We start from the raw sequence: 23,183 nt of genomic DNA on the forward strand, positions 1-23,183 counted from the left end.
GGTCACTTGATGCCCAGGAGCTGCTCGATCGGGTTGATGGCGAAGTACACCAGGAACAGCACCGACGTTCCCCACAGCAGCCAGTGGATGTCCTTCGCCTTGCCCAGCACCGTCTTGATCACGACATAGGCGAGGAAGCCCGCCCCGATGCCGTTCGTTATCGAGTAGGTGAAGGGCATGACGGCGATGGTCAGGAACGCCGGGATGGCGATCTCGTACTTGTCCCAGTCGATGTGCTTCACCTGGGTCATCATCAGGAAGCCGACGGCGACGAGCGCGGGGGCCGCCGCCTGGAGCGGGACGATCGTGAGCAGCGGGGTCAGGAAGAGGGCCAGGGCGAACAGGCCTCCGGTGACGAGGTTGGAGAAGCCGGTGCGCGCGCCTTCGCCGACGCCGGCGGCCGACTCGATGTAGGAGGTCGCCGAGGACGAGGAGGCCGCGCCGCCCGCTGCCGCCGCGGCGCCGTCGATCAGCAGCACCCTGCCGAGGTTCGGCACCTTGCCCTGCTCGTCGAGGAGTCCGGCTTCGGCGCTGATGCCGACGACCGTGCCCATGGTGTCGAAGAAGTCGGACAGCACCAGCGTGAAGATCAGCAGCACGACGGTGATGGCGGTGGTCTCGCCGAACGCACCGAACAGGCTGAAGTCGCCGATGAGTCCGAAGTCGGGGGTGTCGACCACCTTGTCGGGCCACGCCGGCGTGGTCAGGCCCCAGGCCTTGATGTCCGCCACCGAGTTGATGATCATCGCGAGGACCGTCATGGTCACGATGCTGATCAGGATGGCGCCCTTCACCTTCCGGGCGAGCAGAGCGATCGTCAGCAGAACGCCGAGGCAGAACACGAGGATCGGCCACCCGGTGAGGGTGCCGGTGCCGCCCAGCTGAACCGGCACGGTGGTGTTCGCGACGTCCGGGATTCGGCTGACGAATCCGGCGTCGACGAAGCCGATGAACGCGATGAACAGGCCGATGCCGACGCTGATCGCCTGCTTGAGCGGCTGCGGGATGGCATGCATGACGGCCTCGCGCAGCCCGGTGAGCACCAGCACGCAGATCAGCAGGCCTTCGAGGACGACCAGGCCCATCGCGTCGTCCCAGGACATCAGCGGGGCGATCTGGAAGGCGACGACGGCGTTCAGGCCCAGGCCGGCGGCGAGGGCGAGCGGGAGGTTGCCGCCGACACCCATGATGATCGTCATGACCGCGGCCACCAGGGCGGTGGCGGTGGTGAGTTGGACCGCATCCAACTGGTGGCCGAACTTGTCCTTCGCACTGCCCAGGATGATGGGATTCAGGACAAGGATGTAGGCCATCGTGAAGAACGTGGCGAAGCCGCCCCGTATCTCACGGGCGAAGGTGGACCCCCGTTCGGAGATCTTGAAGAACCGGTCGACGCTGTTCACGCCTGGTGGCGGGGCAGTTGACCGGTCGGCCACCTTCTGGGAATCGGACATGACGGTTGCTCCTTGCTGCCTGACTGATCGGTGTGCGGATGCTGGCTGGATTGTTCCCGCGTTGAACGCGCTTCAGGTTTTCTCCGTGTTACGGAATCAGGCCTGTTCACGTGCGAAGCACCACACGCCGTTCGACACCTCGTACGAACAGGGCATTCGATCACTGCTACGCTTCCGGACCTCGCCGCATGATCGCGGAATGACCGCCGGACGATCACATGTCATTCACATGCCACTCATTGGCAAGGAGGGCCGCCCGTGGGCACGGTCGTCGACGACGCCGCCTCCGTGGAGTTCCATGCCTTCTTCGAGCGCCACTATGCCGAACTCGCTCGTCTGGCCCACCTGCTGACGGGCGAGGCGGACGCGGCCGACGATCTGGCCGCGGACGCGCTGCTGGCGCTGTGGCACCGCTGGGACCGGGTCCGCGCGGCCGATCGTCCGGTGGCGTACGCGCGTGGTGTCGTGGCCAATCTGGCCCGCACCAGAATCCGCAGCGCGGTCCGGGAGCGGCGGCGGGTCGCTCTTTTCTGGTCGCAGCGCGAGGAGAAGACGGAGAACCCGGACGTCGCGGGCGTCGTCGACGTCCAGGAGGCGTTGCGCAGACTCCCGTTCCGCAAGCGCGCCTGCGTGGTGCTGCGGCACGCCTTCGACCTCTCCGAGAAGGACACCGCGCTCGCCCTCGGGATATCGGTCGGTACGGTGAAGAGCCAGACCTCGAAAGGGGTGGCCGAGCTGCAACGGCTGCTCGGGACACAGGGCACTCCCCTCAAGGTGCATGCGGTGGCGATGGTGCACACCGAGGGCGCCGGAGGAAGGAACCGATGATGCGGCGGGACGTGCACGACGAACTGCGCGCCCGGCTGCACGAGGCGGCCGAGGCGCACGAGCCCGACCGCGAGCGGATGCTGGCCCGGGTCGAGCGCGGCATGACGGACCCGTCGGGGCAGACCCGCACCGACCACCGGGCGACCCGTCCTCCCGGGTACGGCTGGTTCCGGGTCGTCAGCGCCACGGCCGCGGTCGCCGGAGTGCTCGCGGTCGGCGGGTACGCGGTGGCGTCCGCCGTGAAGGAGGACACCCCGCAGCAGTCGGTGTCCACTTCACCGACGCCCGCCCCGCCCCCGGGCGCGACGAGCCGCGCCCCGGTCCCGCCCGCCGCGTCGGCGGACCCGACGCCGGAGCGGACGCCGGAGTCCCGCGAGACGACCGACACGCCGACCCGGCAGCCGAGCGCCACCGCCGAGCCCCCCGCCGCCGAGGGCGTCGAGGACGGTCCCCTGTGGTCGGACGGCTCGGTGGACCCGCACAGCAACGACTTCTGGGCCCAGAGCAATCTGACCCTCCGCACGAGCGAACAGCTCACCGCGCTCACCGTCCGGTTGAAGGTCAAGCAGACCGGCGGGGTCACCACGGCCGGCGCCTGGCGCTCGCTGCCGGAGGAGGACTTCACGCTGACCGTCGAGGAGGAGAACGGCTTCCTCGTCTACACCTGGACACTCAAGGACGGACGTACGGTCCGTGAGGGCGAGTGGGTGTTCGCGGGGCAGTACGCCCATGACCGCGGCGGCCGGGACGCCGGAGACGACAGCTATGCGATGACGGCCACGGCGGGCGGCGGGCAGCTGTCCGTGGCGGGCGACTTCGCAGCCCACGACGACAACGAAGGGGCGGCCGACGGCGATTCGTGAAGCACCGTCCGGAAGCAACCTGCCGCGGTTTCTCGGCATCTGACATCACGTACGCGATCTGACATCACGCACGCGTGAGCGGAGCCACCCCTGGACCTGCCGGCCTGAGCCCCCCTCGGCCGGCAGAGCGAAGCGCCCCGCCGGTGACGACCGGCGGGGCGTTCGTGCCTGCGCCGAGCGCGATGGAGAGGGTCCGGGCCCTGCGGTGACGGCCGGTGCTCGGGTGCACGGGTGGTTCTGAGGATGCCGTACGGGTTGGCGCGGGCGGTGGACGGGGCGAAGACCATGCCCTTGGGGAGGAAGTCCACGTCCCGTTGCAGCGTGTGGAAGTGGCAGTCCTCGAAGACCGCGGTCGCCCGGCCGAAGACGAAGTCGACGTCGCCCTCGATGTAGCAGCGGTGGAAGTACTGCCGGTCGAAGGCGCCCAGGGCGCTCGTCTCGACGAAGAGCGTGTCCTGGTGGGCCAGCAGCCGGACGTTCTCGAAGTGGGTGCGGTCGCCGTAGGTGTAGGCGGCCACCGCCTGGGTGCCGGTGATGTCGGGGTGGTCGGTGCGCAGCCAGTCGTTGGCGATGGTCAGGTCGCGGACGGTGAGACCGGGGGCCGCCGAGGTGAGGGTGGCGGAGCCGGCGGTGCCGTACGTGCTGCCGTCGGGCTTCTTCGTGCCGTTCGCGTTGTCGTGGACGATGACGGCGGCGCGCGGGTCGCGGGTGGCGCCGCGCACGGTCAACGCCCGCTTGCCGGCCGGGATGCTGACGACCTCGCGGTACGTCCCCGGGTGCACGACGATCGTCCAGCCGGGCCCTTCCACCGCGTCCACGGCCGCCTGGACGCAGTCTCCGGGGCGGACGTGCAGGACACGGCAGGCACTCGCGGCGGCGGGAGCGGCTCCGGCGGCGATCAGGGCGCCGCCCGCCGCCCCGGCCATCCCCGCCGTCCCCGCCATCCCGGCCAGCAGAGTGCGTCTGCGCATGTCAGTACCCCGCCTTCCACGGCTGCCAGTCGCCGAGGTAGGCCGCGCGGGTGGCCGACGCGGCCTGTGCGGAGGTGAGTTGGGGTCGGTTGGCCGGGACGGTGACGACCGCGCCGGGTCCTCTGTTGCGGTACTCGGCGAAGCGCTGGTCCTGCCACGGGAAGCCGTCCGACATGTTCGTGTAGGGCGCGACCGCGTCGATGCCGGGCCCTAGGTGGGTCTCCCGGACGACGAGGCTGGGGCGGGCGGTGGTGTCGGAGCTGGGCACCCAGGGGCGGGCCAGCTTGTAGTGGGCGTCCGGGGCGGCACTGCTGATACGGCTTCTGGTCACCAGGTAGCCGCGCGGGTTGGCGCCCGCTGTCGAGGGGGCGAAGGCGAAGCCGTACGGGGCCGAGGAGAGGTCGGTCCGGGTCAGGGTCCGGAAGTGGCAGTGCTCGTAGACGGCCGTGGCGCGCCCGAAGACGAAGTCGACGTCGCCCTCGGCATAGCAGTGCGAGAAGTACTGGCGGGCGAAGACGCCGAGGGCGATCGAGTCGGCGTACAGGGTGTCCTGGTGGCCGAGGAAACGGCAGTGGTGGAAGGCCGACCGGTCGCCCTGCACCTTGATGGCGACGGCCTGGGTGCCACTGACGCCGGGGTGGTCGGCGCGCAGCCAGTCGTTGGCGAAGGTGAGATCGCGGGCGGTGAAGCCGTCGGCCTGGACGAGGGTCGTGGCGGAGCCGGTGGTGCCGTAGGTGCCGCCGCCGGGCTTGGGGGTGCCGGCGGCGTTGTCGTACACGATGACGACGTCACGCGGGTCGCCACTGGCGCCCAGCCAGGTCATGCCCGTCCGGGTCACGTCCACGGCGACGGTCTCCCGGTACGTTCCCGGTGCGATGACCAGTGTCCAGCCGTTGCCGGTCGACGCGGTGACGGCGGCCTGGACGGACGTGAAGTCGCCGTGGCCGGACGGGTGGACGTACAGGGTCTGCGGGGTCGGACGGGCGCCCGGTGAACCGTAGCGGCCGAACGGGCGGGGCGGCCTGGAGTTGCCGGCGGCCCGGGCGGGAGCCGGCGCGAGGGCCGGCGTGACGGCGGCGGTGCTCGCGAGCAGGAATCCCCTTCTGGACAGGGGGAGTCGGCGGTGGGGCGAGGGCATGCGGGTGCTCCTTGGGAGTGCGGCTCTTCAGGGGGGCGGTGCTTCCTCGCGGGGGGGCCGGGCCGGGGGGGCCGGGGGGGCCGGGGCGGCCGGCCCGGGTCGGGAGACGGAGGTCAGCGCAGCTTGCCGGCACCCGCGCAGCGGTCGACGATGCCAGGCACCGCCTTGGGGTTGTCGACCTTGGTCCGCAGGGTCGGCGTCCATCCGGCGCCGGACCGGAGCGGCTCGCCGGGGATCTCGGCGTTGTGGACGGCGATGAGATCCGTCAGCTTCCCGTTGACGTAGTTGTCCTCGGCGGTCAGCGGCGCCTCGTTCCACTTCTTCAGCGCCTTGCCGACGCTGACGCCGGGCGCCAGCGAGAGGGCGTTGTGCGTGGCGTACAGCTGCGAGGAGGCGCCGATGCCGAAGACGTACGCGTAGTTCTGGTCCCCGGTGACGACGAAGTGGTTGTTGTACGAGTCGACCTGCCCGAACCGCACCCGGGGCGCCCGCTCGACGATCCCCTCGAAGCGGTTGTGGTGCAGGGTGACCTTGAGCTTGCCGGTGTCGGTGGAACCCGCGCTGTCGCTGTTGCCGATCAGCATGGTCTTGTCGTGGTCCTCGAAGGAGTTCCAGGACACGGTCACGTGGTTGGCGCCGCGCACGATGTCGAGGAGCCCGTCGTGCTGCTGGTAGACCTTGCCGAAGTACGACGGGAGGGAGCTGTCCGGGTAGCGGCCGTCGGTGAGCGTGTTGTGGTCGATCCACACATGGGTCGAGCCGTACACCACCACGCCGTCGTACTCGGAGTTCCAGGCACCGGTCTTGTTGTCGTCGGTCGGGTCCCACTGCGGGAAGCAGTCGACGGGGGCCTCGATGGTGAGGTTGCGCAGGATGACGTTGTCGACGCCCTTGATCTGGAGGCTGCCGCCGAGGATGCCGGAGCCCTTGCCGACCCCGACGATGGTGGTGTCGGCGGGGACGTTCGCCTTGACGGCCTGGTCCTGCCGGGCGGCGGACGCGGCGCGCAGCTCCTCCTGTTCCCCGCTGACGGGGTTGTCGTGGCCCCACACGGCGGGGTCGTAGTCGGCGAGGTACCGCTGGAAGTCGTACCCGTCCGCCGCGAAGGCGTCGCAGCCCTCCGACGCGGCGTCGATCATGCCGTCGACCCTGATGATCCTGGGCGCGCCTGTGCCGTCGGCGAGCGCCTGCCGGAACTCCGCCCAGGTGCTCACGGTGTACACATGTGCGGCGTCGGCGCCGGCCCCGCCGGTCGTCCCGGCGCCCTCGGAGGCCCAGCCGTCGTTCGCGCCGAGGACCTGGCGGCCGAGGTCGCGAGGCCCGGCCTGGGCGGCGGTACCGATGAGACCGAGGACGAGGGCCGAGCAGCCGATCAGAACGGCAGCCCTCTTTGTGGCATGCCCATGCCATATCCGTGCGTTCATTGTGCGGCTCTCTCTTCTGCAGTCGGGGTGGTTACGCGGCGGAGGCTTCCGGCCAGGTGATCCAGGACTCCGGGATCTCCTCGCCGAGCCGGCGCACGTCCTGCGGGCCGAGCACCCGCGTACGCAGCAGCTCCCGCACCACGAGACGCGCCACGGCGATCGCGCCCGGCGGGTTGAAGTGCGTGTTGTCCTGCTCGGTGGCGGTCCAGTTGAAGTACGTCTTCGTCTCCTCGACCCCGAGCCGCTGCCACAACGCGAGCGACAGCGCCTGAACGTCGAGCAGCGCGACGCGCTCCTCCCGGGCGAGCGCACGCATCGCCGCCGGATAGTCGCCGTGGGTCGGCAGAGCGTTGCCGTCACCGTCGAACCTGCGGCGCTCGACAGCGGTGGCAAGAACGGGACGGGCACCACGGTCAACGGCGCCGGCGATGTAGAGACGCAGGTAGTCCTGGTAGGTGGTCCAGGGCTCGGTGTACCGGGCGGGGTCGGTGGCCTTCTCGTCGTTGTGCGCGAACTGGATGAGCAGGAGGTCGCCGGGCCGGATGGCGGCGAGGACGACATCCAGCCGCCCCTCATCGACGAAGCTCTTCGAACTGCGCCCGTTCACCGCATGGTTGGAGACGAGCAGGTTCTTGCGCAGGAGGAAGGGAAGCGCCATGCCCCACCCGGTCTCGGGGGCGGCGTCGGCGTATTTCTGAGCGGCGGTGGAATCACCGGCGATGTAGAGGGTGCGGTGGCGCTGCGCTGCTTGGGCGATACCGGTGCCCGCGAGGGCGAGGGGAACGGCGGCAACGGCCGCGAAATTGACCTGTCTGCGGGTAAGGGACACGGGGGTGCCTTTCAGCAGGGGCGAGTTGTCCCACCTAGGGGCGCGGGGAACTGCGCGACCAGCCACAACAAGACGGGCAGCCGGCCGCGCAGCGAATCGACCGAGCTCTCAGCCGTTGCGCGACTTCCACTCGGCCTGAGCCTCGTTCAGCTGACCGGCCACCGTGTCCAGGAACTCCTTGGCGCTCATGTCCCCGTTCAGCACCTTCTGGAGGTTCGGCTCGTTGTCGGCCTTGGAGATGGTGTTCCAGTCGGGCAGGTAGTACGGCAACTGCACAATCGTCGTGGACCCGTCGGTCAGTGCGGCAGCAGCCAACTTCGTAGGCTCGGCCTCAGAAATCCACGCGTCCTTCGCGGCGTCGTTGTTCGACGGCACCTGCCCGGCCGCCTTGTTGAACTTCGAGTTCTCCTCGCGCGAGGTCGCGAACTCGATGAACTTCCAGGCGGCGTCCTTGTTCCTGGAGCTCTTGAACAGCCCCATCCCGTCAACCGGGTTGGACACCTGCACCCGCTTGCCGCCCGAGCCGACCGGCTGCGGAATACCCCGGAACTTGTCGGTTCCCAGCGCCTTCACATGATCCTGGTACGACCCGAGGTTGTGGTTGAGCATTCCGATCGTGCCGGAATCCCACTGGGCGACCATCTTGGTGAAGTCGTTGTTGAGGTCGGCGGCGGGAGTGACCTTCTTGTAGAGCGCGGCGTACTTCTCCAAGGCGGCCACGTTCTTGGGGTCGTTGACGGTCGTCTTCTCACCGCTCGCGTCCCAGAAGGACGTGATCCCGGACTGCCCGTACATGGCGTCCAGCGCCTGCGCGATGGAGCCGGCACCACCACGGATGGTGTACCCGAACTCGTTCTTCTGGGCGTCGGTCAGCTTCTCGGCGGCCTCGTAGAACTTGTCCCAGGTCGCCGGCTCGTCCAGCCCCGCCTTCTCGAACAGGTCGGTGCGGTAGTACAGCACACCGTTGTTGGCGGAGGTCGGCACCGAGTACAGCTTGCCGTCACCGCCCCCCGCGGCCTTCAGCGAGGCGACCATGTCCTCGTTCAGTTTGCCGTTCAGGGAGGACTTGGCGAGCCGGTCGTCCAGTGGCTCCAGCGCGTTCTGCGCGGCGAACCCGGCGAGCATGGCCGCGCCGACGCCGCCGACGTCCGGCAGGCCGCCGCCCTGGATGGCGGTGTCCACCTTGGACTGGTAGTCGGTGGACGGGATCCCGACGTACTCGACCTTGATGTCCGGGTTGGCCTTCTCGAAGTCGGCGATGACCTCCTTCCAGATGTCGGTGCGGACACCGCCGTTGTTGTCCCAGAAGACGATCTTTCCGGTGCCGCTGCCCTCGGCGCCCTTGTCGCCGCCCGCGCTGCTGCCGTCGTCACCGCAGGCGGTGGCGGTCAGGGCGAGGACGGAGCCCAGAGCGACGGCCACGGCCGCGCGCCTGCTTCTGCGAATGCTGATCTTCATTGGTCGGCTCTCTTCTTCCGGATCAGACGGAGATATGAAGTTGTGGGGGTCTTCGAGGCGCGAGGCAGGCTCAGCGCCGGGCATCTGACGCCCAGCCATCGGCACCCTCGAGGTGGCCGATCCGCTGCTGCGGGCCCGAGAAGCGCGTCACCAGCGCCGGCACGGCTGCCGCGGGGTCCAGTCGGTAGTCGTAGAAGTCCCGCGGATCGAAGGCGGCACCCCACTCGTCGTGCTGGCCGGTCGTGTTCCTGAGGATCGACCCGCGTTGCACCAGCTCCGCGGTGGCGTCGGCCTGGTAGGGGTGCTGGACGTCGCGGTAGTAGCTGTTCTCGATGACCATCCTGGTCCGGCCCCGCGACCAGTTGCCGTACGTCCACACCGGGTCGCCCGGATCGGCCTGTGCGGTCAGGTAGTTGTTGTACAGGTGCGCGTAGGCGGCGTTGTCCACGGAGGGGTTGCGCTGCTTGGTGCCCGCGAACCAGTTGTGGTCGATCGTGATCTGCGTCCTGACGTCGGCCGTCCAGCCGAGTCCGAAGGTCTTGTTGTTGTTCTCGAACCGGTTGTAGGAGACGGTCACGTACTCGCTGTCCTTGCGGACGTCCAGCTGGCCGTCGCAGATGTTCGAGAAGCGGTTGTGGTCGATCCACACGTGGTGGACGGTGTCCATCTGGATGCCGTCGAAGTCGGTGTCCTTGCAGTCCCAGTTGCCCTCGATCGCCGAGTCGCGGATCGTCAGGTTGCGGATGATCACGTTGTGCGTGCCGGGTTCGAGGTGGAACTCGCCCTGCACCAGTTCGCCGCTCGTGCCGACGCCGACGATGGTCTTGTCCGAGGCGACGGTGATGTTCGCGCCGAAGGGCCGCGCGGTGACGGCGCCCCGCACCCGGATGACGTACGGCTCCTTTGCCGCCGCGTACTTGGCCAGGGAGGTCTGGTCGGTGACGGTGACGACCTCGCCGCCCGCCCCACCGGTGGTGCCCCCGGCGAGGGAGGCGAAGCCGTGGGGTCGGTCGGGCCGGCGATCGGCGGAAGGCGAAGCCGCCGACGGACCCGCGGCGTTCGCCTCTCCGATCACTCCGAGACTCAGCGCGGCGACAAGGCCCAGGACGGCGGCCAGGACCGTGCCGTACCCCGGTCTGTGCAAGCGCTTGCTATCAAGGTGCTGCGTCATTGCGGCTCCCAACAGGCTCAACAGGTCTACGGGTCGGGTGCGTTACAAGGAGTCGATCCTGAAGTGCGAGAAGGTTGCCGCTCCGGCGTGTCCCTGGCCGTCGGGCGCGAGGCCGAAGAGCCCGAGCAGGGCGCCGACCCAGCGCCAGGGCGTGGCGGCGAACACGGGGCCCGAAGGACGGGGGCCATCGCCGACGTCGTAGAAGAACCGGCAGCGCGCCCCGGCCCCGATCTCGATCCGCAGCCGCACCCGCCCCTCAGGCGCGAGCCGGGCGTGTGCGGCGTCCCGTTCCCGCTCCGCCACGGCCTCGGCGAACCGGTGCACGACATGGACCGCCCCGTCCGCGCCCCGCTGCAGACCGATCCAGCAGAACGCGTCCCCGAGCACCGCGAGCCCCGCCCGCGCTCCCGGCTCCACGCTGTCCAGCCGCAGACCGACCTCGACGGCACACGGGTTCCCGGGCAGTCGCTGGGTGAGGATGTGCGGCAGTCTGCGCAGATCGTGGGCGTCTGCGGTGCGGACGCAGGCGAGTCTCAGCCCGTCGCCGGAGTGCTGGGTGGCCCAGCCGTCCCGCGGATTGGCGGTCCACGACCACTGGCGGCCGAAGCGTCCGCCGGGGAAGTCGTCGTCCGTGGCGGGGGCGGCGGGCGGCTGCGGTGGCAGGCCGGGCCTGCGGTGTACGGCGACGGGTGCGCCGTTCCGGCCTGGCACCGGCCAGCCGTCGGCACTCCAGCGCATCGGCTGGAGATGGACGACCCTGCCGTAGGCGCCCCGCTGCTGGAAGTGCAGGAACCAGTCCTCACCCGACGGGGTGCGCACCCAGCCGCCCTGGTGCGGTCCGTTGACGTCGGTGTCCTTCTGTTCGAGGACGATCTTCTCCTCGTACGGCCCGAAGAACTCGCGTGAGCGGAAGGCGCCCTGCCAGCCGGTCTCCACTCCGCCGTGCCAGGATCCAGAACCAGCCGTCGTGCTTGTAGAGCTTGGGGCCTTCGAGGGTGAACCAGCCGGGTATGCGGTCGCCGTCGACGATCAGCTTGCCGTCGTCGAGGAGTTCGGTGCCGTCCGGGTGCATCCGGTGGCCGGTGAGGCGGTTCTTGACGCCGGAGCGGGACTTGGCCCAGGCGTGCACGAGATGGGCGTCGCCGGTCTCGTCGTCCCAGAGGGGGCAGGGGTCGATCAGGCCTCTGCCCGGCTTCACCAGGTGCGGGCGGGTCCACGGGCCGCGGATCTCGGGGGCGTTGACCTGGAAGATGCCCCGGTCGGGGTCGCCCCAGAAGATCCAGAAGCGGTCGTCGTGGTGGCGGAGGGCGGGGGCCCAGACACCGCAGTCGTGGCGCGGTGAGGTGAACTCCCCCGCCGGTTCCAGGCGGTCCAGGGCATGGCCGACCAGGGTCCAGCTGACCAGGTCGCGGGAGTGGAGCAGGGGCAGGCCCGGGGCGCGGCCGAAGCTGGAGGCGGTGAGGTAGAAGTCGTCGCCGACGCGGACGACGTCCGGGTCGGACCAGTCGGCGTTCAGGACAGGGTTCGTGTAGGTGTTCGGGTAGGTGCCGGTCCCGGTCGTCACGGGCTCACCGCCTTGCGGACCAGGGACGCCGCTTCGAGCCGGCTGATACGGCCGTCGGCGACCACGGTCACGATCCGGCGTACAGCGGTCTCGCCGGGCGGGATCGGGAGCCGCTCCTCGACGGCGAGGCAGGAGCCGACGCCCGGGTACTCCTCGGCGCGCACGAACCACGGGTCCAGGCGGGTCTGTTCGGTGGCCCCGGCGAAGATCAGGGTCCAGGTGGCGCCCGCGAGCGCCACCCAGGGGGCCCGGCTGCCGTGGATCTCCTGCTCGCCCTCGCTGTCGACGGTGAACACGTCGGGCGCCGAGGATTCCTTGCGGGCCCGCCAGAAGAACCCGCCGTAGGCCGCGCCCGGGCGCCCGTTGGTGGCGGGGCTGCCGATGGTCAGCGGGCCGGAGGTGACGTTGGTCAGGGAGAAGGTGAAGTCCAACGCCCAGGCGAACGCGGTGAGTTCGGTGGCCGCGAGGGTACGGCGCTCGCGCAGCAGCTCGGCCCCTGCCGCCACCCAGCGCAGTTCCTCGACGAAGCCGTCGGGGTCGCGCAGCTGGAAGGCGGAGTGCCGCTGGGCGCCGTGGTTGTCCAGTTCGGTCGGACCCTGGTCGCGGACGTAGGTGCGTCCGCCCCAGAAGTTGGCCCCCTCGACGTCGGGAACGGCGACACCGACGCCGAGGTGGTGTGCGTGGTCGGCGGGGCTCAGCTCGGTGACCGCCGTGCCGGCCAGGGTGGTGACGGGGTGCAGATACGGGCGCGGGGAGAGCCGGGCCGGCAGTTCGGGCCGGGTGACGTACCGGCCGACCGGGCGGCCCGCGACGCGCAGCACCGCGGTGTCTTGGGGGGTCATCAGGTGCTCACCTCTTTCGTTCTCGCCGGGAGCGCCCAGGCAGCGCCCAGCTCGGAGTAGAGGGCGAGGGTGTCGGCTGCGGCGGCGACGAGGCCGTCGATGCCGGGCACGACACGGCGCTGCTCCTCGGGGAGCAGCCGCCAGGCCTCGGCGGGCAGCGGGGCCGGGTCCGGGGCCAGTCGAATCGCTTCAACGACCTTCATGAAAGCGCCGGTCGCATCGGGTGTGACCAGCAGGTCGGCGCCGTCGGTGACGTGCTCGACGAGGTTCTCCAGCAGGTCCGTACGGCCGTACTCGTACTCCTCGGGGCCGTGGCCGGCGCGCTGGAGCAGGACGCGGTCCTGCTTGTACCAGAAGGTGATCCTGCCCTGTTCGCCGTGGACGACGACGTACGGCTCGTCGGGGTCCTCGGCGCACAGGGTGGCGCCGACGACGACCGGGCGGTCCTGTGCCGTGGTGACGCGGACGCAGGAGGTGTCGTCGGACTCGATGTCGTTGGCGCGCAGCAGTTCGGTCTCGATGGCGGTGACGTCCCCGGCGTGCACCGTCCCGCCCAGCGCGAGCGCGGTGGCGACGGCGTGCGCGAGGGGGTTGGTGAGCACCCCGTCGATGACGTCGACGCCGTGCAGCCTGCGCCTGCCCGCCCAGGGGGCCCGCCGGTAGTACGCCTCGGGGCGCGCCCAGGCGCCGGCCCCGCCGATCCCGGAGATCGCGCCGATCGCACCGTCGGTCATCAGCGTCCGGATCGCCGGCACCGCGTGCGAGCCCAGCGACTGGAAGCCGATCTGGCAGGCGACGCCGGCCTCGGCGACCCCGTCGGCCATGCGCCGGAACTCGGCGTACGACGGGGCGGGCGGCTTCTCCAGCAGGATGTGCACGCCACGCCGGGCCGCCGTCAGGGCGAGGTCGGTGTGGGTCGGGATCGGCGTGCAGATCACGGTGATCCGGGCGCCGGTGGAGTCGAGGAGGGCGCCGAAGTCGGCGGACTGTTCGGGTGCACCCGAAGGCGTGACGAGCCCCTCGGGGAGCTCTTCCTCGCTCAGCGGGGTCAGCTCGCAGATCCCCGCCAGCCGCACGATCCCCTTGTCCTGGAGGCGGCGGATGTTGTCGAGGTGCCAGCGGCCGTGGCCGCGCGCGCCCGCCAGCACGACGGGTACGGCAGTGCTCATGGGATCCTCCCTGCGCCCGCGCCGCGTGCCACCGCTCGGTCGGCCGTGGCGGCGCTGTCGATCTTTGTGTGCAGGGTAGGTGTCCAGCCGACGTCGGCCGTGAGATCACGCTCGCTGCCGGAGTTGTAGGCGTTGTGGATGGCCAGCAGATCCACCGGATAGCCGTTGAAGAGGGTGCCCGACTGGTGCAGGGCGGTGCCGTTCCAGCTCTTGACCAGGTCGGCGACCTCGATGTGGCCAGGGGTGTGGAAGGCGTTGTTCTCGGCGTGGATCGCCGACTCGGTCGACACTCCGACGGAGTAGCGGTGGTCGTGGGCGCCGGCGGGGACGACGTACCGGTTGTTGTAGAGGTGCACCTGCCCGAAACGGACGCGCGGGGCTCGCTGGACGACGGACTCGAACGCGTTGTGGTGCAGGGTGACACGCAGCTTGCCGCGGTCCCCGGTGGCCGTGTCGCCGTTGCCGATGAGGATCGCCTTGTCGTGGTCGGCGAACCGGCTCCAGGAGACGGTGACCAGGTCGGAGCCGTTGGTGATGTCCAGCAGGCCGTCGTGGCGAAGGTAGTTGCGGCCGAAGTACGTGGGCTCCCGCTCGTCCGGGTGACCCTTGTCGCTGAGGGTCACATGGTCGATCCACACATGGGTGGCGCCGCGCAGCCAGAGGTTGTCGTATGCGGTCTTCCAGTCACCGAGACCGCCGGTGTTGGGCTGCCACACGGGGAAGCAGTCGTAGGCGTCGCGGAGTTCGAGGTTGCGGACGATGACGTTGGTCGCGCCTTGAAGCTGAAGGCTCGCGCCCTTGAGGACAGCCGAGGAACCGAGCCCGACGATGGTGGTGTGGGAGCCGACGGCCAGCACGATCCGTTCGGCCTGTCCGGCCGCCGAGGCCTGGCGGGCCTCCTCCTGCGGGCCGCTCGGTCTGGCGGAGCCCCAGGTGCGGGGGTCGTAGGCGGCCAGGTACCTGCCGGTGTCGTAGCCGTCGGTGGCGTAGTCGGCGCAGTCCAGGTGGTCGCCGTCGTCGTCGGTGTTGGCGTCGATGGTGCCGGCGATCCTGATGATCTTCGGCGTCGCGCTGCCGCCGTCGAGGGCGCGGACGAGCTCACTTCGGTTGCGTACGGTGAAGACGTGGGCGTCGTCGGCGGTGGAACCCCCCGTGGTACCACCGTCGGCCGCGGCCCAGCCGTCGTTCGGGGCGAGGGTGTCGCGGCTGACGTCGCGGCCCTCGTCGGCGTGGGCCGGAACGCTGAGCAGTCCCAACAGGGCCGCCGCCATGACGATCTGACGAAGTCTCATCCCTTGACCGCCCCGGCACTGAAGCCCGTGATCAGCCACTTCTGGATGAAGGCGAACACGATCACGACGGGTACGGCCGCGATGATGCCGCCCGCGGCGAGCGCGCCGAGGTCGACGCTGTCCGCGCCCATCAGGGTGTTGAGGCCGACCGGGATGGTCTGCTTCTCCTGGTTGTTGAGGAACATCAGGGCGAACAGGAAATGGTTCCATGAGTGCACGAAGGCGAAGGAGCCGACGGCGATCAGACCGGGCCGCAGCAGCGGCAGGACGACGATCCTGAATGCGGTCATCCGGTTGCAGCCGTCGACCCAGGCGGCCTCCTCCAGGGAGTACGGCACGTTCTTGATGAAGTTGCTGATCAGGATCATCGACAGCGGCAGCTGGAACACCGTCTCGGCGATGATGACGCTGCCCAGCGAGTTGATCATCTGCAGCTCGGCGAAGATCTCGAACAGCGGCACCAGGAGCAGCGCGCCCGGCACGAACTGGGAGCACAGCAGGGCCAGCATGAAGGCCCGCTTGATCCTGAAGTTGAAGCGCGCGAGGGCGTAGCCGCCGGCCAGCGCCACCAGCGTCGTCATCAGCAGGGTGACGACGCCGACGAGGACGCTGTTCTGGAAGTAGGTGCCGAAGCTCCGCTCCGTCCACACCTTCTCGAAGTGGTCGAAGGTCATCGGCCAGGGCACGAGCGAGGTCGAGCCGGCCGGGCGCAGGGAGAACAGCAGGATCCAGTAGAAGGGGATCAGGGTGAAGACCAGGTAGATCGACAGCGGCAGGTAGATCTGCCAGCGCGGCACCTCGTCGTAGGCGCGGTGCTTCTTCCTCGGACGGGGCGGTTCGGGGGCGGCCCGCATGGGCGCGGGCGCGACCTGGGTGGCTTCCTTGACGCTCACTTGTCCTCACCTCCGAACTTGCTCAGTCGCAGATAGACCATCGAGCAGAAGAGCAGGATCACGAACGCGACGGCCGTCAGGGCCGACGCGTAGCCGAAGTTGTGTGCGTCGACGCTGGTGTTGGCGATGTAGAGCGGCAGGGTCGTGGTCACGCCCGCCGGGCCGCCGCCCGTCAGCGTGTAGAGCAGGTCGACGTTGTTGAACTCCCACACCGCGCGCAGCAGGGTGGACAGGACGATCGCGTCCTTGAGGTGGGGCAGTGTGATGTGCCAGAACTGCTTGATCCGGCCGGCCCCGTCGACCTCGGCCGCCTCGTACAGGTCCTTGGAGACGGACTGGAGGTCGGCGAGGATCAGGATCGCGAAGAAGGGCACCCCGCGCCACAGGTCGGCGACGACCGCCGCCGGGAACACGGTGGAGGTGTCCGACAGCCAGCTGGTGCCGTAGGAGCCGATGCCGACGTCCGCGAGGTAACGGGTGATGCCCGTCTGGGAGTTGTAGAGCAGCACCCAGATCGCCGAGGTCAGCACCCCGGAGACGGCCCACGGCGAGAACACGAGCGCCCGGCCCAGCGCGCGTCCCGCAAAGGTCTGGTTGACGATCAGCGCGAGCGCGAGCCCGAACAGCAGCTGGAGCCCGACCTCGACGAACACCCACTTGGCGCTGAAGACGAGGGTGTCCCAGAACAGCGGGTCCGCGGTGAAGGCGTGGACGAAGTTGTCGAAGCCCGTGAAGCCGTTGCGCCATGGCTTGGTGGGGTTGTACTCCTGCAGGCTGTAGTAGAAGACGCTGATCACCGGGTAGGCGATGAAGCCCAGCATGAGCAGGGCCGCCGGGGCGATCAGCAGATACGGGAGCCTGCGCGGGGTGGCGGAGGCACGGCGCCGCCGGGGTGGCGCGGGCGGTTTCGCCACGGCTGCGGCTTGGGCCATGACAGTTCTCCGATCTCGGTGAAGCGCTTTCCGATCATTGTTCGGGATCTCGACCAAAAGAACCTGGGTTGCGGTCGAGGGTGGTTCAACCGGCGTACGGGTCCCGCACCTTGCCCGGCCGCGCGAGGAACTCGAAGTCGCAACCGGTGTCGGCCTGGGTGATCTGCTCGTTGTAGAGCGCTCCGTAGCCGCGCTCGTACCGCGCGGGCGGAGGCGTCCACTCGGCCCGGCGGCGCTCCAACTCCTCGTCGTCCACGATGAGTTGAAGAGAGCGCGCCTTGACGTCCAGGGCGATCAGGTCACCGGTGCGCACGAGGGCCAGCGGTCCGCCGACATACGACTCCGGCGCGATGTGCAGCACACACGCGCCGTAACTCGTGCCGCTCATCCGGGCGTCGGAGATCCGCACCATGTCCCGTACGCCCTGCTTCAGCAGGTGGTCGGGGATCGGCAGCATGCCGTACTCGGGCATGCCCGGACCGCCCTTGGGCCCGGAGTTGCGGAGCACCAGCACGCTGTCGGCTGTGATGCCCAGCGACGGGTCGTTGATGGTCCGCTGCATCGTCTTGTAGTCGTCGAAGACGACGGCGGCACCGGTGTGCTCGAGCAGGTGCGGCTCGGCCGAGATGTGCTTGATGACGGCGCCGTCCGGGCAGAGGTTGCCACGCAGCACGGCGACGCCGCCCTCGTCGGCGACCGGGTTCTCGCGGGTGCGGATGACGTCGTCGTCGTGGACGACGGCGCCCTGGAGCTGCTCCCGCAGGGTGCCGCCGACCGTCGGCCGGTCCAGGTGCAGCAGGCCGGTGATCCGGGAGAGGAAGGCGGGCAGGCCGCCGGCGAAGTGGAAGTCCTCCATCAGATACGTTCGTCCGCCGGGACGGACGTTGGCGAGCACCGGAACGGTACGCGCGATGCGGTCGAAGTCGGCCAGGGTGAGCGGCACTTGGCAGCGTCCGGCCATCGCGATCAGATGGATGACCGCGTTGGTGGAGCCGCCGAGCCCGAGCACCGTGGTGACGGCGTCCTCGAAAGCCTCTCGGGTGAGAATCCCGGAGGGCTTGAGCCCGGTCCACGCGAGCTCCACGGCGCGGCGCCCGGAGGCGGCGGCCATGCGCTCGTGCCCGGAGTCGACGGCCGGGATCGAGGAGGCGCCCGGCAGCGTCATGCCGAGGGCTTCCGCCGCCGCGGTCATCGTGGACGCGGTCCCCATGGTCATGCAGTGACCGGGCGACCGCGCCAGACCGCCCTGGAGTTCGCGGAGTTCACAGTCGGTCAGGTTGCCCGCGCGGTGCTCGTCCCAGTACTTCCACATGTCGGTACCGGACCCGAGGGTCTCACCGCGCCAGTGCCCGGGCAGCATCGGCCCCGCGGGCACGAATATCGACGGTACGTCGGCCGAGGCCGCGCCCATGAGCAGCGCAGGTGTCGACTTGTCGCAACCCCCGAGCAGCACGGCCGCGTCGATCGGGTACGAGCGCAGCAGCTCCTCCGTCTCCATCGCGAGCAGATTGCGGTAGAGCATCGGGGTCGGCTTCTGGTACGTCTCCGAGAGCGTGGCCACCGGGAACTCGAGCGGGAAGCCCCCGGCCTGCCACACCCCCCGCTTGACCGCCTCGGCGCGTTCGCGCAGATGGACGTGGCAGGGGTTGATGTCGGACCAGGTGTTGAGGACGGCGATCACCGGACGGCCCCGGTACTCCTCCGCCTCGTATCCCAGCTGCCGCATGCGGGCGTTGTGCGACCAGGTGCGCAGCTGGCCCTCGGTGCCGTACCACTGATGGCTTCTGAGGTCCTCGGGGCGCTTCCTGCCGGTCATATCGACCACCCGGCGGCGATGGCGGCGACTTCGGCGCGCTCGCCCTCGGGCAGTTCCCTGCTGGGCGGGCGGACGTCGCGGCGGCACAGGCCGAGGGAGGCGAGGGCCTCCTTGACGACGGTGACGTTGTTGGCGGAGCCGTTCGCGGCGCGCAGTTCCTCGAAGCGGCGGATCTGCTCCCAGACCTTCATCGCGCCCGGGTAGTCCCCGGCTCGCAGCGCTTCGATCATGTTCATGGAGACGGCGGGGGCGACATTCACGAGCCCGGAGGTGAAGCCGGTGGCGCCCGCGGAGAAGTACGAGGGCGCGTACGGCTCGGCGAGCCCGGCGACCCACACGAAGCGGTCGAGGCCGGCGTCGCGGGCGAAGGCCGCGAACTTGGCGGCGTCCGGGACGGCGTACTTCACGCCTACGACGTTCGGGCAGTCGTCGGCGAGTTCGGCGAGGCGCGCGCCGCCGAGCTGGGCGTTGCGGATGTACGGGACGACGCCGAGGTCGGGTACGGCAGCGGCGATCGCGCGGTGGTAGTCGACCCAGCCGCTCTGGGAGACGTACGGGTGGACCGGCTGGTGGACCATCACCATCCGGGCGCCGAGCTCGCGCGCGTGCCGGGCGGAGGTGATGGCGGTGGGCACGTCGTGGCCGACGCCGACCAGGACGGCGGCGCGGTCGCCCGCCTCCTCGATGGTCAACTCGGTGACGAGGCGGCGCTCTTCGGGAGTGAGGGCGTAGAACTCGCCGGTGTTGCCGTTGGGGGTGAGGGTGGTGACGCCCCCGTCGAGCAGGCGACGCAGCAGGGCCCGGTGGGCGTCCTGGTCGACGCGGCCGTCCCCGGCGAACGGGGTCACCGGGATCGCCACCACGTCGGCCAGGGCCGTCCGCTGGGGTTCGAACGTCGTTGTCATGCCGGACCGTCCTCTCCCTGGGCCTCGACTCCCGCGTCCGGGAAGGCCCGTTGCACGAACGACGCGATGTGGGCGTGCAGGGCGCGCGCCGCGCCGTCGGCGTCCCCCTCGAGGGCCAGCCGCAGGATGTCCCGGTGCTCGCCGGCCTCCCGCTCCCAGGAGGGTGAGGCGGCCCAGGCGACCGCGGAGACGAGGGCGGCCTGATCCCGTACTTCGTCGAGCATCCGGCCGAGCAGCGGGTTGCCGCACGGCAGGTAGAGGGCGCGGTGGAACTCCCGGTTGGCCAGGGAGCGTTCGGCGGTGTCGCCGGCCGCATCGGCGCGGGTCAGCGCGTCGCGGGCGGCGTCGAGGGAGGCGCCGCGCCTGACGGCCCGCTTCAGCGCCTCGGGCTCCAGCAGCAACCGCACGTCGTAGACCTCGCGCGCCATGTCCGCGTCCACCATGCGCACCGTGACGCCCTTGTACTGGCTCATCACGACCAGCCCGGTCCCGGCCAGCGTCTTGAGCGCCTCGCGCACCGGGGTCTTCGACACCCCGAACTGCGCGGCGAGCTCGGTCTCGACCAGGGCCTGACCGGGCGTCAACTGCCCGGTGAGGATGCGGCGTTTGATCTCCTCCAGCACAAACTGCGTGCGGGAGGGGATCGGCGTGGGCACAGAGGTCATGCGCGCCTCTCGGATCTTCGCGGGGCCCAGGGACTGGGGTCTCGCGTATCGGATCTCACGTATCGCGTCTCATATATGACGTACGAAGTGCGACGCGATGAAGGTAGGAGGGGGCGCATGATTCGTCAACGCTTCTGACAAAGGAAGTTGGGGTCGCGGGCCTACGCTGCTCCGACAACACCTCAGGAAGGACACCGCCGATGACGTTCGCACCGCTTCCCGGCCGGCCGCTGGACCGGACATCGGCGTTCCGTCTGCAACTGGCCGAGCTGGCCCGACTGGCCGGTGTCGACCTCCCCGACCGGGTGCCGCGCGACCGGGAGTGGCAGGGGGCGGCGCGGATGGCGTTCCGGCGGGCCCTGCGCGACCTGGAAACGTTGCCCGAGCTGCTCTTCGACCCGCTCCTGCGCACGGCAGTCCTCGACCCCGACCCCAGCCACAACCGGATGTTCGTCGAGCCTGCTGTGACCGTGTTCGGTCGCCGACGGGTGCAGACCGCGTTGATCGAGTATGTGCGGACGGGAACGGACCACGAGCGCGCCGGGGCGGCCCGCGCCTGGTACTGGGCGCAGGCGCCGCTGAGGTTTCGCGGCGGGCAGTCGCGGGTGCCGACGCCCGAGAGCAAGGCGCAGTTCGACGCCGTGGCCGACCTCCGTGCCGCGTGGCACGAGGCCACGCTGCGCGAGTTCGTGAGCAACGACGACCTTGACGTGCGCCGCTGCATACTCCCCGGACTCCCCCTGAACCCGCGCCACTACCCCGCCGACCTGCACGACCTGGTCGCCGAGGCGGTGCACATCGCCCGCACCCACTCCGACGAATACCTGCGGCACCGCGTTGAGCACCAGGTCGGCTAGGGAAACTCCCCAGGTCAGCCGTCGCTCCCCCAGCGCGGATCCCGCCCGCTCAGCCCCACCGCCCGGGCCAGCAGCGGCGCCTCCTCCGGCACCGGGACCACCGGGCCGAAGATGCCGCCGCCGCGGTCGCCCTCGGCAGCGGCTGCGCGCAGGAAGTCGTACGACATCTGCAGGGCGGCCGGGTCCGGCGCGTACGGCTGCCCCGTGGCCACGGCCAGGTCCCAGGCGTGGATCACCAGCTCGTCCACGGCCACCGCGCCGGCCACCGCACCGGGCAGGTCCACGCCGCCCGCGCGGGTCATGCCGGCCCACGCGTCCGGGGCGCGCCACACCTCGGCCACTTCGTCGAGCACCTTGGGCAGCTCCTCGCGCCAGCCCGGGCCGATGTCCGGGAGGGCGGATCCGGGTTCGGTGTCGGTCGTGGGGCCCAGGTCCTTGCGGCCGGCATCACGAAAGGCGACGGACAGTCCGAGCAGGTGGCCCAGCAGGTTGCGCACCGCCATGTCCGGACAGGGCGTCGGCGCGGAGAGCTGGTCGTCGGTGACGGCTTCGGCGAGCCGGGCGACGATGCGGGTCTGCGGTCCGAGGTCGAGGGTGGTCGTGCCGGTCATGGGCGGGCTCCTCACAGACGTGTTCCTGAGAGGGGGACCGGCGGCGGGGGCGAAACTCATCGGCGACGAGGTGACGAGGTGACGATGAGAGGAACCTGGCCTGCCGTGGAGGGAGCCTGCCGGACCCGTTCCACCAGCTCCCTAGGCGTCTTCCCGCCCGCGAAGCACCACAGGGCGATCACCGGGTCGCAGATCGCGCAGCCCAGGGAGGAGGTGTGGGCGAAGGGGATGATCGGGTTGCCCTTGATGTGGTGGACGATGTCCCACGCGGTGTGCAGCAGCCAGCCGATGCCGATGAAGGTCCACGAGTCCAGGCCGCGCCAGGCGACGTAGGTGAGCACCGCGGCGAACGCGAACTCCCAGCCGCCCATGCCGCCGCCGCTCAGATAGGCGGCGCCCGCTCCGGCGATCATGACCGCGTTGAAGCGGCGGCGGTGCGGTTCCCGGATGAGGGACATCACGAGGGCGTAGAGGACGCCGATGCCGATCGGGGCGACGTATTGCATGGAAGTGCCTTTGCGCATGGATGACTTGGACGGCTCATCACGCTATGAGCGCGCCCTCATCCGTCCCAGTGGCTGAATCGACAGCTTCCAACGGATTCTCGCCGCGCCGGATTGTCATGGACGGGATATACATGATCGACGTATCGTGCGTCGGCCGCGTGTTGTCCGCGGACCTCTTCTCTTCTTGCCCGTGGGGGGCCGCATCGCCATGTCCGAATCCAGTGATCTGCGTCCGCGTCCCCTGCTGCCGAACGGGACCCCCGAATCGTCCCGTGGCCTCCTGATCGCAGCTGTCGGGGGGCTCGCTCTGGTTGCGCTGTGCGACGTGTTCAGCCTCTTCGCCGGATTCCGGCTCCGCACCGTGATCGACAATGACGGCGGCTTCCTCACGTCTCCGCAGCAGGAGCTGGACGCCGCCGCCTCGCTGTACGACACGGCCGGGCGATTCCAGGGCATCGTGTACCTGCCCGCCGCGATCGTGTTCGTCGTCTGGTTCTTCCGCATGCGCCGCAACACCGGGCTGCTGGCCCCGGACCGGTTCCGCAACGGACCCGGGTGGGCCATCGGGGCCTGGCTCATCCCGCTGGTGAACCTCTGGATGCCGTACCGCGTCGCCTTCGACATGTGGGGGGCCGCCACTCAGCTGCCGGCCGCGGGCGAGACCCACCGGACGCGGGCCTGGCCCCTGAACCTGTGGTGGGCGCTGTTCGTCTTCAGCGTCCTGTTCAATCGGTTCGCCGGGCAGAAGTACCAGGACGCCGAGACGTTGACGGAGATCAAGGACGCGGTGGGGCAGTACATGGCAGCCGACGTGGTGCACATCGCCGCCGCCGCTGCCGCCGTCCATTTCGCCGTCCGGCTGACCGCCATGCAGCGGCGCAAAGCGGTTGAGGGCCCGTACCGGGCCGCGGTCGTCAAGGAGACGTCGGCTTAGCGTCTCCCGTCGCGTCCAGGCCACATCTAAGGCACTTCACGGATCCCCACGGCCCCGCCTC

21 protein-coding genes and 1 pseudogene are annotated in these 23,183 nt (G+C 70.0%); 4 read left to right on the forward strand and 18 right to left on the reverse strand.

The genetic code is table 11. From position 1 onward, the window contains the following. Positions 1 to 2 precede the first annotated feature (2 nt). Positions 3 to 1,454 carry an NCS2 family permease gene (locus ACFY5C_RS14660; RefSeq protein ID WP_389444321.1) on the reverse strand — a complete coding sequence of 484 codons (1,452 nt, stop codon included), beginning with the start codon at positions 1,452 to 1,454 and terminating at the stop codon, positions 3 to 5. A 258-nt stretch (positions 1,455 to 1,712) separates the two neighbouring features. Here ACFY5C_RS14660 and ACFY5C_RS14665 point away from each other — a divergent pair, with 258 nt between their 5' ends. Together ACFY5C_RS14665 and ACFY5C_RS14670 are read left to right on the forward strand one after the other, a co-directional pair. Next, positions 1,713 to 2,282 carry a SigE family RNA polymerase sigma factor gene (locus ACFY5C_RS14665; RefSeq protein ID WP_389444323.1) on the forward strand — a complete coding sequence of 190 codons (570 nt, stop codon included), beginning with the start codon at positions 1,713 to 1,715 and terminating at the stop codon, positions 2,280 to 2,282. Next, positions 2,279 to 3,145 (forward strand): hypothetical protein, encoded by an 867-nt coding sequence (locus ACFY5C_RS14670; protein WP_389444325.1) that lies wholly within the window; start codon positions 2,279 to 2,281, stop codon positions 3,143 to 3,145. The genes ACFY5C_RS14665 and ACFY5C_RS14670 overlap by 4 nt, the downstream gene beginning before the upstream one ends. Here ACFY5C_RS14670 and ACFY5C_RS14675 read toward each other — a convergent pair. The 15 genes and pseudogenes from ACFY5C_RS14675 to ACFY5C_RS14745 all read right to left on the reverse strand — a co-directional run bounded on the left by ACFY5C_RS14675 (position 3,046) and on the right by ACFY5C_RS14745 (position 20,214). Then, positions 3,046 to 4,116, reverse strand: a complete 1,071-nt coding sequence (locus tag ACFY5C_RS14675) for a pectinesterase family protein (RefSeq protein WP_389444327.1) — start codon at positions 4,114 to 4,116, stop codon at positions 3,046 to 3,048. The genes ACFY5C_RS14670 and ACFY5C_RS14675 overlap by 100 nt on opposite strands. Before the next feature lies 1 nt (position 4,117). Next, positions 4,118 to 5,254: a pectinesterase family protein gene (locus ACFY5C_RS14680; RefSeq protein WP_389444329.1), complete on the reverse strand. Its 1,137-nt coding sequence runs from the start codon at positions 5,252 to 5,254 to the stop codon at positions 4,118 to 4,120. A 113-nt stretch (positions 5,255 to 5,367) separates the two neighbouring features. Beyond that, the gene (locus ACFY5C_RS14685; RefSeq protein ID WP_389444331.1) at positions 5,368 to 6,678 is read right to left on the reverse strand and encodes a polysaccharide lyase family 1 protein; all 1,311 of its coding nucleotides are present in this window, start codon (positions 6,676 to 6,678) and stop codon (positions 5,368 to 5,370) included. A 31-nt stretch (positions 6,679 to 6,709) separates the two neighbouring features. Further along, a complete protein-coding gene (locus ACFY5C_RS14690; protein ID WP_389444333.1) occupies positions 6,710 to 7,507 on the reverse strand; it encodes a rhamnogalacturonan acetylesterase in 798 nt (265 codons plus the stop codon). A 108-nt stretch (positions 7,508 to 7,615) separates the two neighbouring features. Beyond that, positions 7,616 to 8,965, reverse strand: coding sequence for an ABC transporter substrate-binding protein (locus tag ACFY5C_RS14695; protein WP_389444335.1), 1,350 nt, complete (start codon positions 8,963 to 8,965; stop codon positions 7,616 to 7,618). Positions 8,966 to 9,035: 70 nt separating this feature from the next. Next, complete coding sequence (locus tag ACFY5C_RS14700; protein WP_389444337.1) at positions 9,036 to 10,136, reverse strand: polysaccharide lyase family 1 protein; 1,101 nt, start codon at positions 10,134 to 10,136, stop codon at positions 9,036 to 9,038. Between the two features lie 42 nt (positions 10,137 to 10,178). Next, positions 10,179 to 11,700 (reverse strand): annotated as a pseudogene (locus ACFY5C_RS14705) (family 43 glycosylhydrolase). Then, positions 11,697 to 12,542, reverse strand: a complete 846-nt coding sequence (locus tag ACFY5C_RS14710; protein WP_389444339.1) for a PmoA family protein — start codon at positions 12,540 to 12,542, stop codon at positions 11,697 to 11,699. Before ACFY5C_RS14710 ends, ACFY5C_RS14705 begins: the two are co-directional and overlap by 4 nt. Continuing rightward, complete coding sequence (locus ACFY5C_RS14715; protein ID WP_389444341.1) at positions 12,542 to 13,711, reverse strand: Gfo/Idh/MocA family protein; 1,170 nt, start codon at positions 13,709 to 13,711, stop codon at positions 12,542 to 12,544. The genes ACFY5C_RS14710 and ACFY5C_RS14715 overlap by 1 nt, the downstream gene beginning before the upstream one ends. Further along, on the reverse strand, positions 13,708 to 15,003 hold the full coding sequence (locus ACFY5C_RS14720; RefSeq protein WP_389444343.1) for a polysaccharide lyase family 1 protein: 1,296 nt from the start codon (positions 15,001 to 15,003) through the stop codon (positions 13,708 to 13,710). The genes ACFY5C_RS14715 and ACFY5C_RS14720 overlap by 4 nt, the downstream gene beginning before the upstream one ends. Continuing rightward, the gene (locus tag ACFY5C_RS14725) at positions 15,000 to 15,896 is read right to left on the reverse strand and encodes a carbohydrate ABC transporter permease (protein WP_389444345.1); all 897 of its coding nucleotides are present in this window, start codon (positions 15,894 to 15,896) and stop codon (positions 15,000 to 15,002) included. Before ACFY5C_RS14725 ends, ACFY5C_RS14720 begins: the two co-directional genes overlap by 4 nt. Beyond that, a complete protein-coding gene (locus tag ACFY5C_RS14730; RefSeq protein ID WP_389444347.1) occupies positions 15,893 to 16,828 on the reverse strand; it encodes a carbohydrate ABC transporter permease in 936 nt (311 codons plus the stop codon). The genes ACFY5C_RS14725 and ACFY5C_RS14730 overlap by 4 nt, the downstream gene beginning before the upstream one ends. A gap of 85 nt (positions 16,829 to 16,913) precedes the next feature. Continuing rightward, the gene (gene araD, locus ACFY5C_RS14735; protein ID WP_389444349.1) at positions 16,914 to 18,644 is read right to left on the reverse strand and encodes an L-arabinonate dehydratase; all 1,731 of its coding nucleotides are present in this window, start codon (positions 18,642 to 18,644) and stop codon (positions 16,914 to 16,916) included. After that, complete coding sequence (locus ACFY5C_RS14740; protein ID WP_389444351.1) at positions 18,641 to 19,549, reverse strand: dihydrodipicolinate synthase family protein; 909 nt, start codon at positions 19,547 to 19,549, stop codon at positions 18,641 to 18,643. Before ACFY5C_RS14740 ends, araD begins: the two co-directional genes overlap by 4 nt. Beyond that, the gene (locus tag ACFY5C_RS14745) at positions 19,546 to 20,214 is read right to left on the reverse strand and encodes a GntR family transcriptional regulator (protein ID WP_362378510.1); all 669 of its coding nucleotides are present in this window, start codon (positions 20,212 to 20,214) and stop codon (positions 19,546 to 19,548) included. The genes ACFY5C_RS14740 and ACFY5C_RS14745 overlap by 4 nt, the downstream gene beginning before the upstream one ends. A gap of 200 nt (positions 20,215 to 20,414) precedes the next feature. On the opposite strand from ACFY5C_RS14745, the gene ACFY5C_RS14750 reads away from it, so the two are divergent. After that, on the forward strand, positions 20,415 to 21,071 hold the full coding sequence (locus ACFY5C_RS14750; RefSeq protein WP_389444353.1) for a hypothetical protein: 657 nt from the start codon (positions 20,415 to 20,417) through the stop codon (positions 21,069 to 21,071). Positions 21,072 to 21,085: 14 nt separating this feature from the next. Here the strand turns inward: ACFY5C_RS14750 and ACFY5C_RS14755 are convergent, their stop codons facing one another. Together ACFY5C_RS14755 and ACFY5C_RS14760 are read right to left on the reverse strand one after the other, a co-directional pair. After that, positions 21,086 to 21,682 carry a TIGR03086 family metal-binding protein gene (locus ACFY5C_RS14755; protein WP_389444355.1) on the reverse strand — a complete coding sequence of 199 codons (597 nt, stop codon included), beginning with the start codon at positions 21,680 to 21,682 and terminating at the stop codon, positions 21,086 to 21,088. A 56-nt stretch (positions 21,683 to 21,738) separates the two neighbouring features. Further along, positions 21,739 to 22,188 carry a DUF6010 family protein gene (locus tag ACFY5C_RS14760; protein ID WP_389444357.1) on the reverse strand — a complete coding sequence of 150 codons (450 nt, stop codon included), beginning with the start codon at positions 22,186 to 22,188 and terminating at the stop codon, positions 21,739 to 21,741. A gap of 208 nt (positions 22,189 to 22,396) precedes the next feature. Here ACFY5C_RS14760 and ACFY5C_RS14765 point away from each other — a divergent pair, with 208 nt between their 5' ends. After that, positions 22,397 to 23,122, forward strand: a complete 726-nt coding sequence (locus ACFY5C_RS14765; RefSeq protein ID WP_389444359.1) for a DUF4328 domain-containing protein — start codon at positions 22,397 to 22,399, stop codon at positions 23,120 to 23,122. The last annotated feature ends 61 nt before the right edge of the window (positions 23,123 to 23,183 follow it).

The organism is Streptomyces sp. NPDC012935 (genome assembly GCF_042900345.1).
GTDB lineage: Bacteria > Actinomycetota > Actinomycetes > Streptomycetales > Streptomycetaceae > Streptomyces.

Bases quoted from the DNA above. Each gene is read 5' to 3' on its own strand.
- ACFY5C_RS14720 (WP_389444343.1), bottom strand. From the start codon at position 15,003: ATGAGACTTCGTCAGATCGTCATGGCGGCGGCCCTGTTGGGACTGCTC.
- ACFY5C_RS14730 (WP_389444347.1), bottom strand. From the start codon at position 16,828: ATGGCCCAAGCCGCAGCCGTGGCGAAACCGCCCGCGCCACCCCGGCGG.
- ACFY5C_RS14695 (WP_389444335.1), bottom strand. From the start codon at position 8,965: ATGAAGATCAGCATTCGCAGAAGCAGGCGCGCGGCCGTGGCCGTCGCT.
- ACFY5C_RS14755 (WP_389444355.1), bottom strand. From the start codon at position 21,682: ATGACCGGCACGACCACCCTCGACCTCGGACCGCAGACCCGCATCGTC.
- ACFY5C_RS14675 (WP_389444327.1), bottom strand. From the start codon at position 4,116: ATGCGCAGACGCACTCTGCTGGCCGGGATGGCGGGGACGGCGGGGATG.
- ACFY5C_RS14700 (WP_389444337.1), bottom strand. From the start codon at position 10,136: ATGACGCAGCACCTTGATAGCAAGCGCTTGCACAGACCGGGGTACGGC.
- ACFY5C_RS14760 (WP_389444357.1), bottom strand. From the start codon at position 22,188: ATGCAATACGTCGCCCCGATCGGCATCGGCGTCCTCTACGCCCTCGTG.
- araD (WP_389444349.1), bottom strand. From the start codon at position 18,644: ATGACCGGCAGGAAGCGCCCCGAGGACCTCAGAAGCCATCAGTGGTAC.
- ACFY5C_RS14670 (WP_389444325.1), top strand. From the start codon at position 2,279: ATGATGCGGCGGGACGTGCACGACGAACTGCGCGCCCGGCTGCACGAG.
- ACFY5C_RS14750 (WP_389444353.1), top strand. From the start codon at position 20,415: ATGACGTTCGCACCGCTTCCCGGCCGGCCGCTGGACCGGACATCGGCG.
- ACFY5C_RS14680 (WP_389444329.1), bottom strand. From the start codon at position 5,254: ATGCCCTCGCCCCACCGCCGACTCCCCCTGTCCAGAAGGGGATTCCTG.
- ACFY5C_RS14765 (WP_389444359.1), top strand. From the start codon at position 22,397: ATGTCCGAATCCAGTGATCTGCGTCCGCGTCCCCTGCTGCCGAACGGG.
- ACFY5C_RS14660 (WP_389444321.1), bottom strand. From the start codon at position 1,454: ATGTCCGATTCCCAGAAGGTGGCCGACCGGTCAACTGCCCCGCCACCA.
- ACFY5C_RS14710 (WP_389444339.1), bottom strand. From the start codon at position 12,542: ATGACCCCCCAAGACACCGCGGTGCTGCGCGTCGCGGGCCGCCCGGTC.
- ACFY5C_RS14715 (WP_389444341.1), bottom strand. From the start codon at position 13,711: ATGAGCACTGCCGTACCCGTCGTGCTGGCGGGCGCGCGCGGCCACGGC.
- ACFY5C_RS14740 (WP_389444351.1), bottom strand. From the start codon at position 19,549: ATGACAACGACGTTCGAACCCCAGCGGACGGCCCTGGCCGACGTGGTG.
- ACFY5C_RS14745 (WP_362378510.1), bottom strand. From the start codon at position 20,214: ATGACCTCTGTGCCCACGCCGATCCCCTCCCGCACGCAGTTTGTGCTG.
- ACFY5C_RS14685 (WP_389444331.1), bottom strand. From the start codon at position 6,678: ATGAACGCACGGATATGGCATGGGCATGCCACAAAGAGGGCTGCCGTT.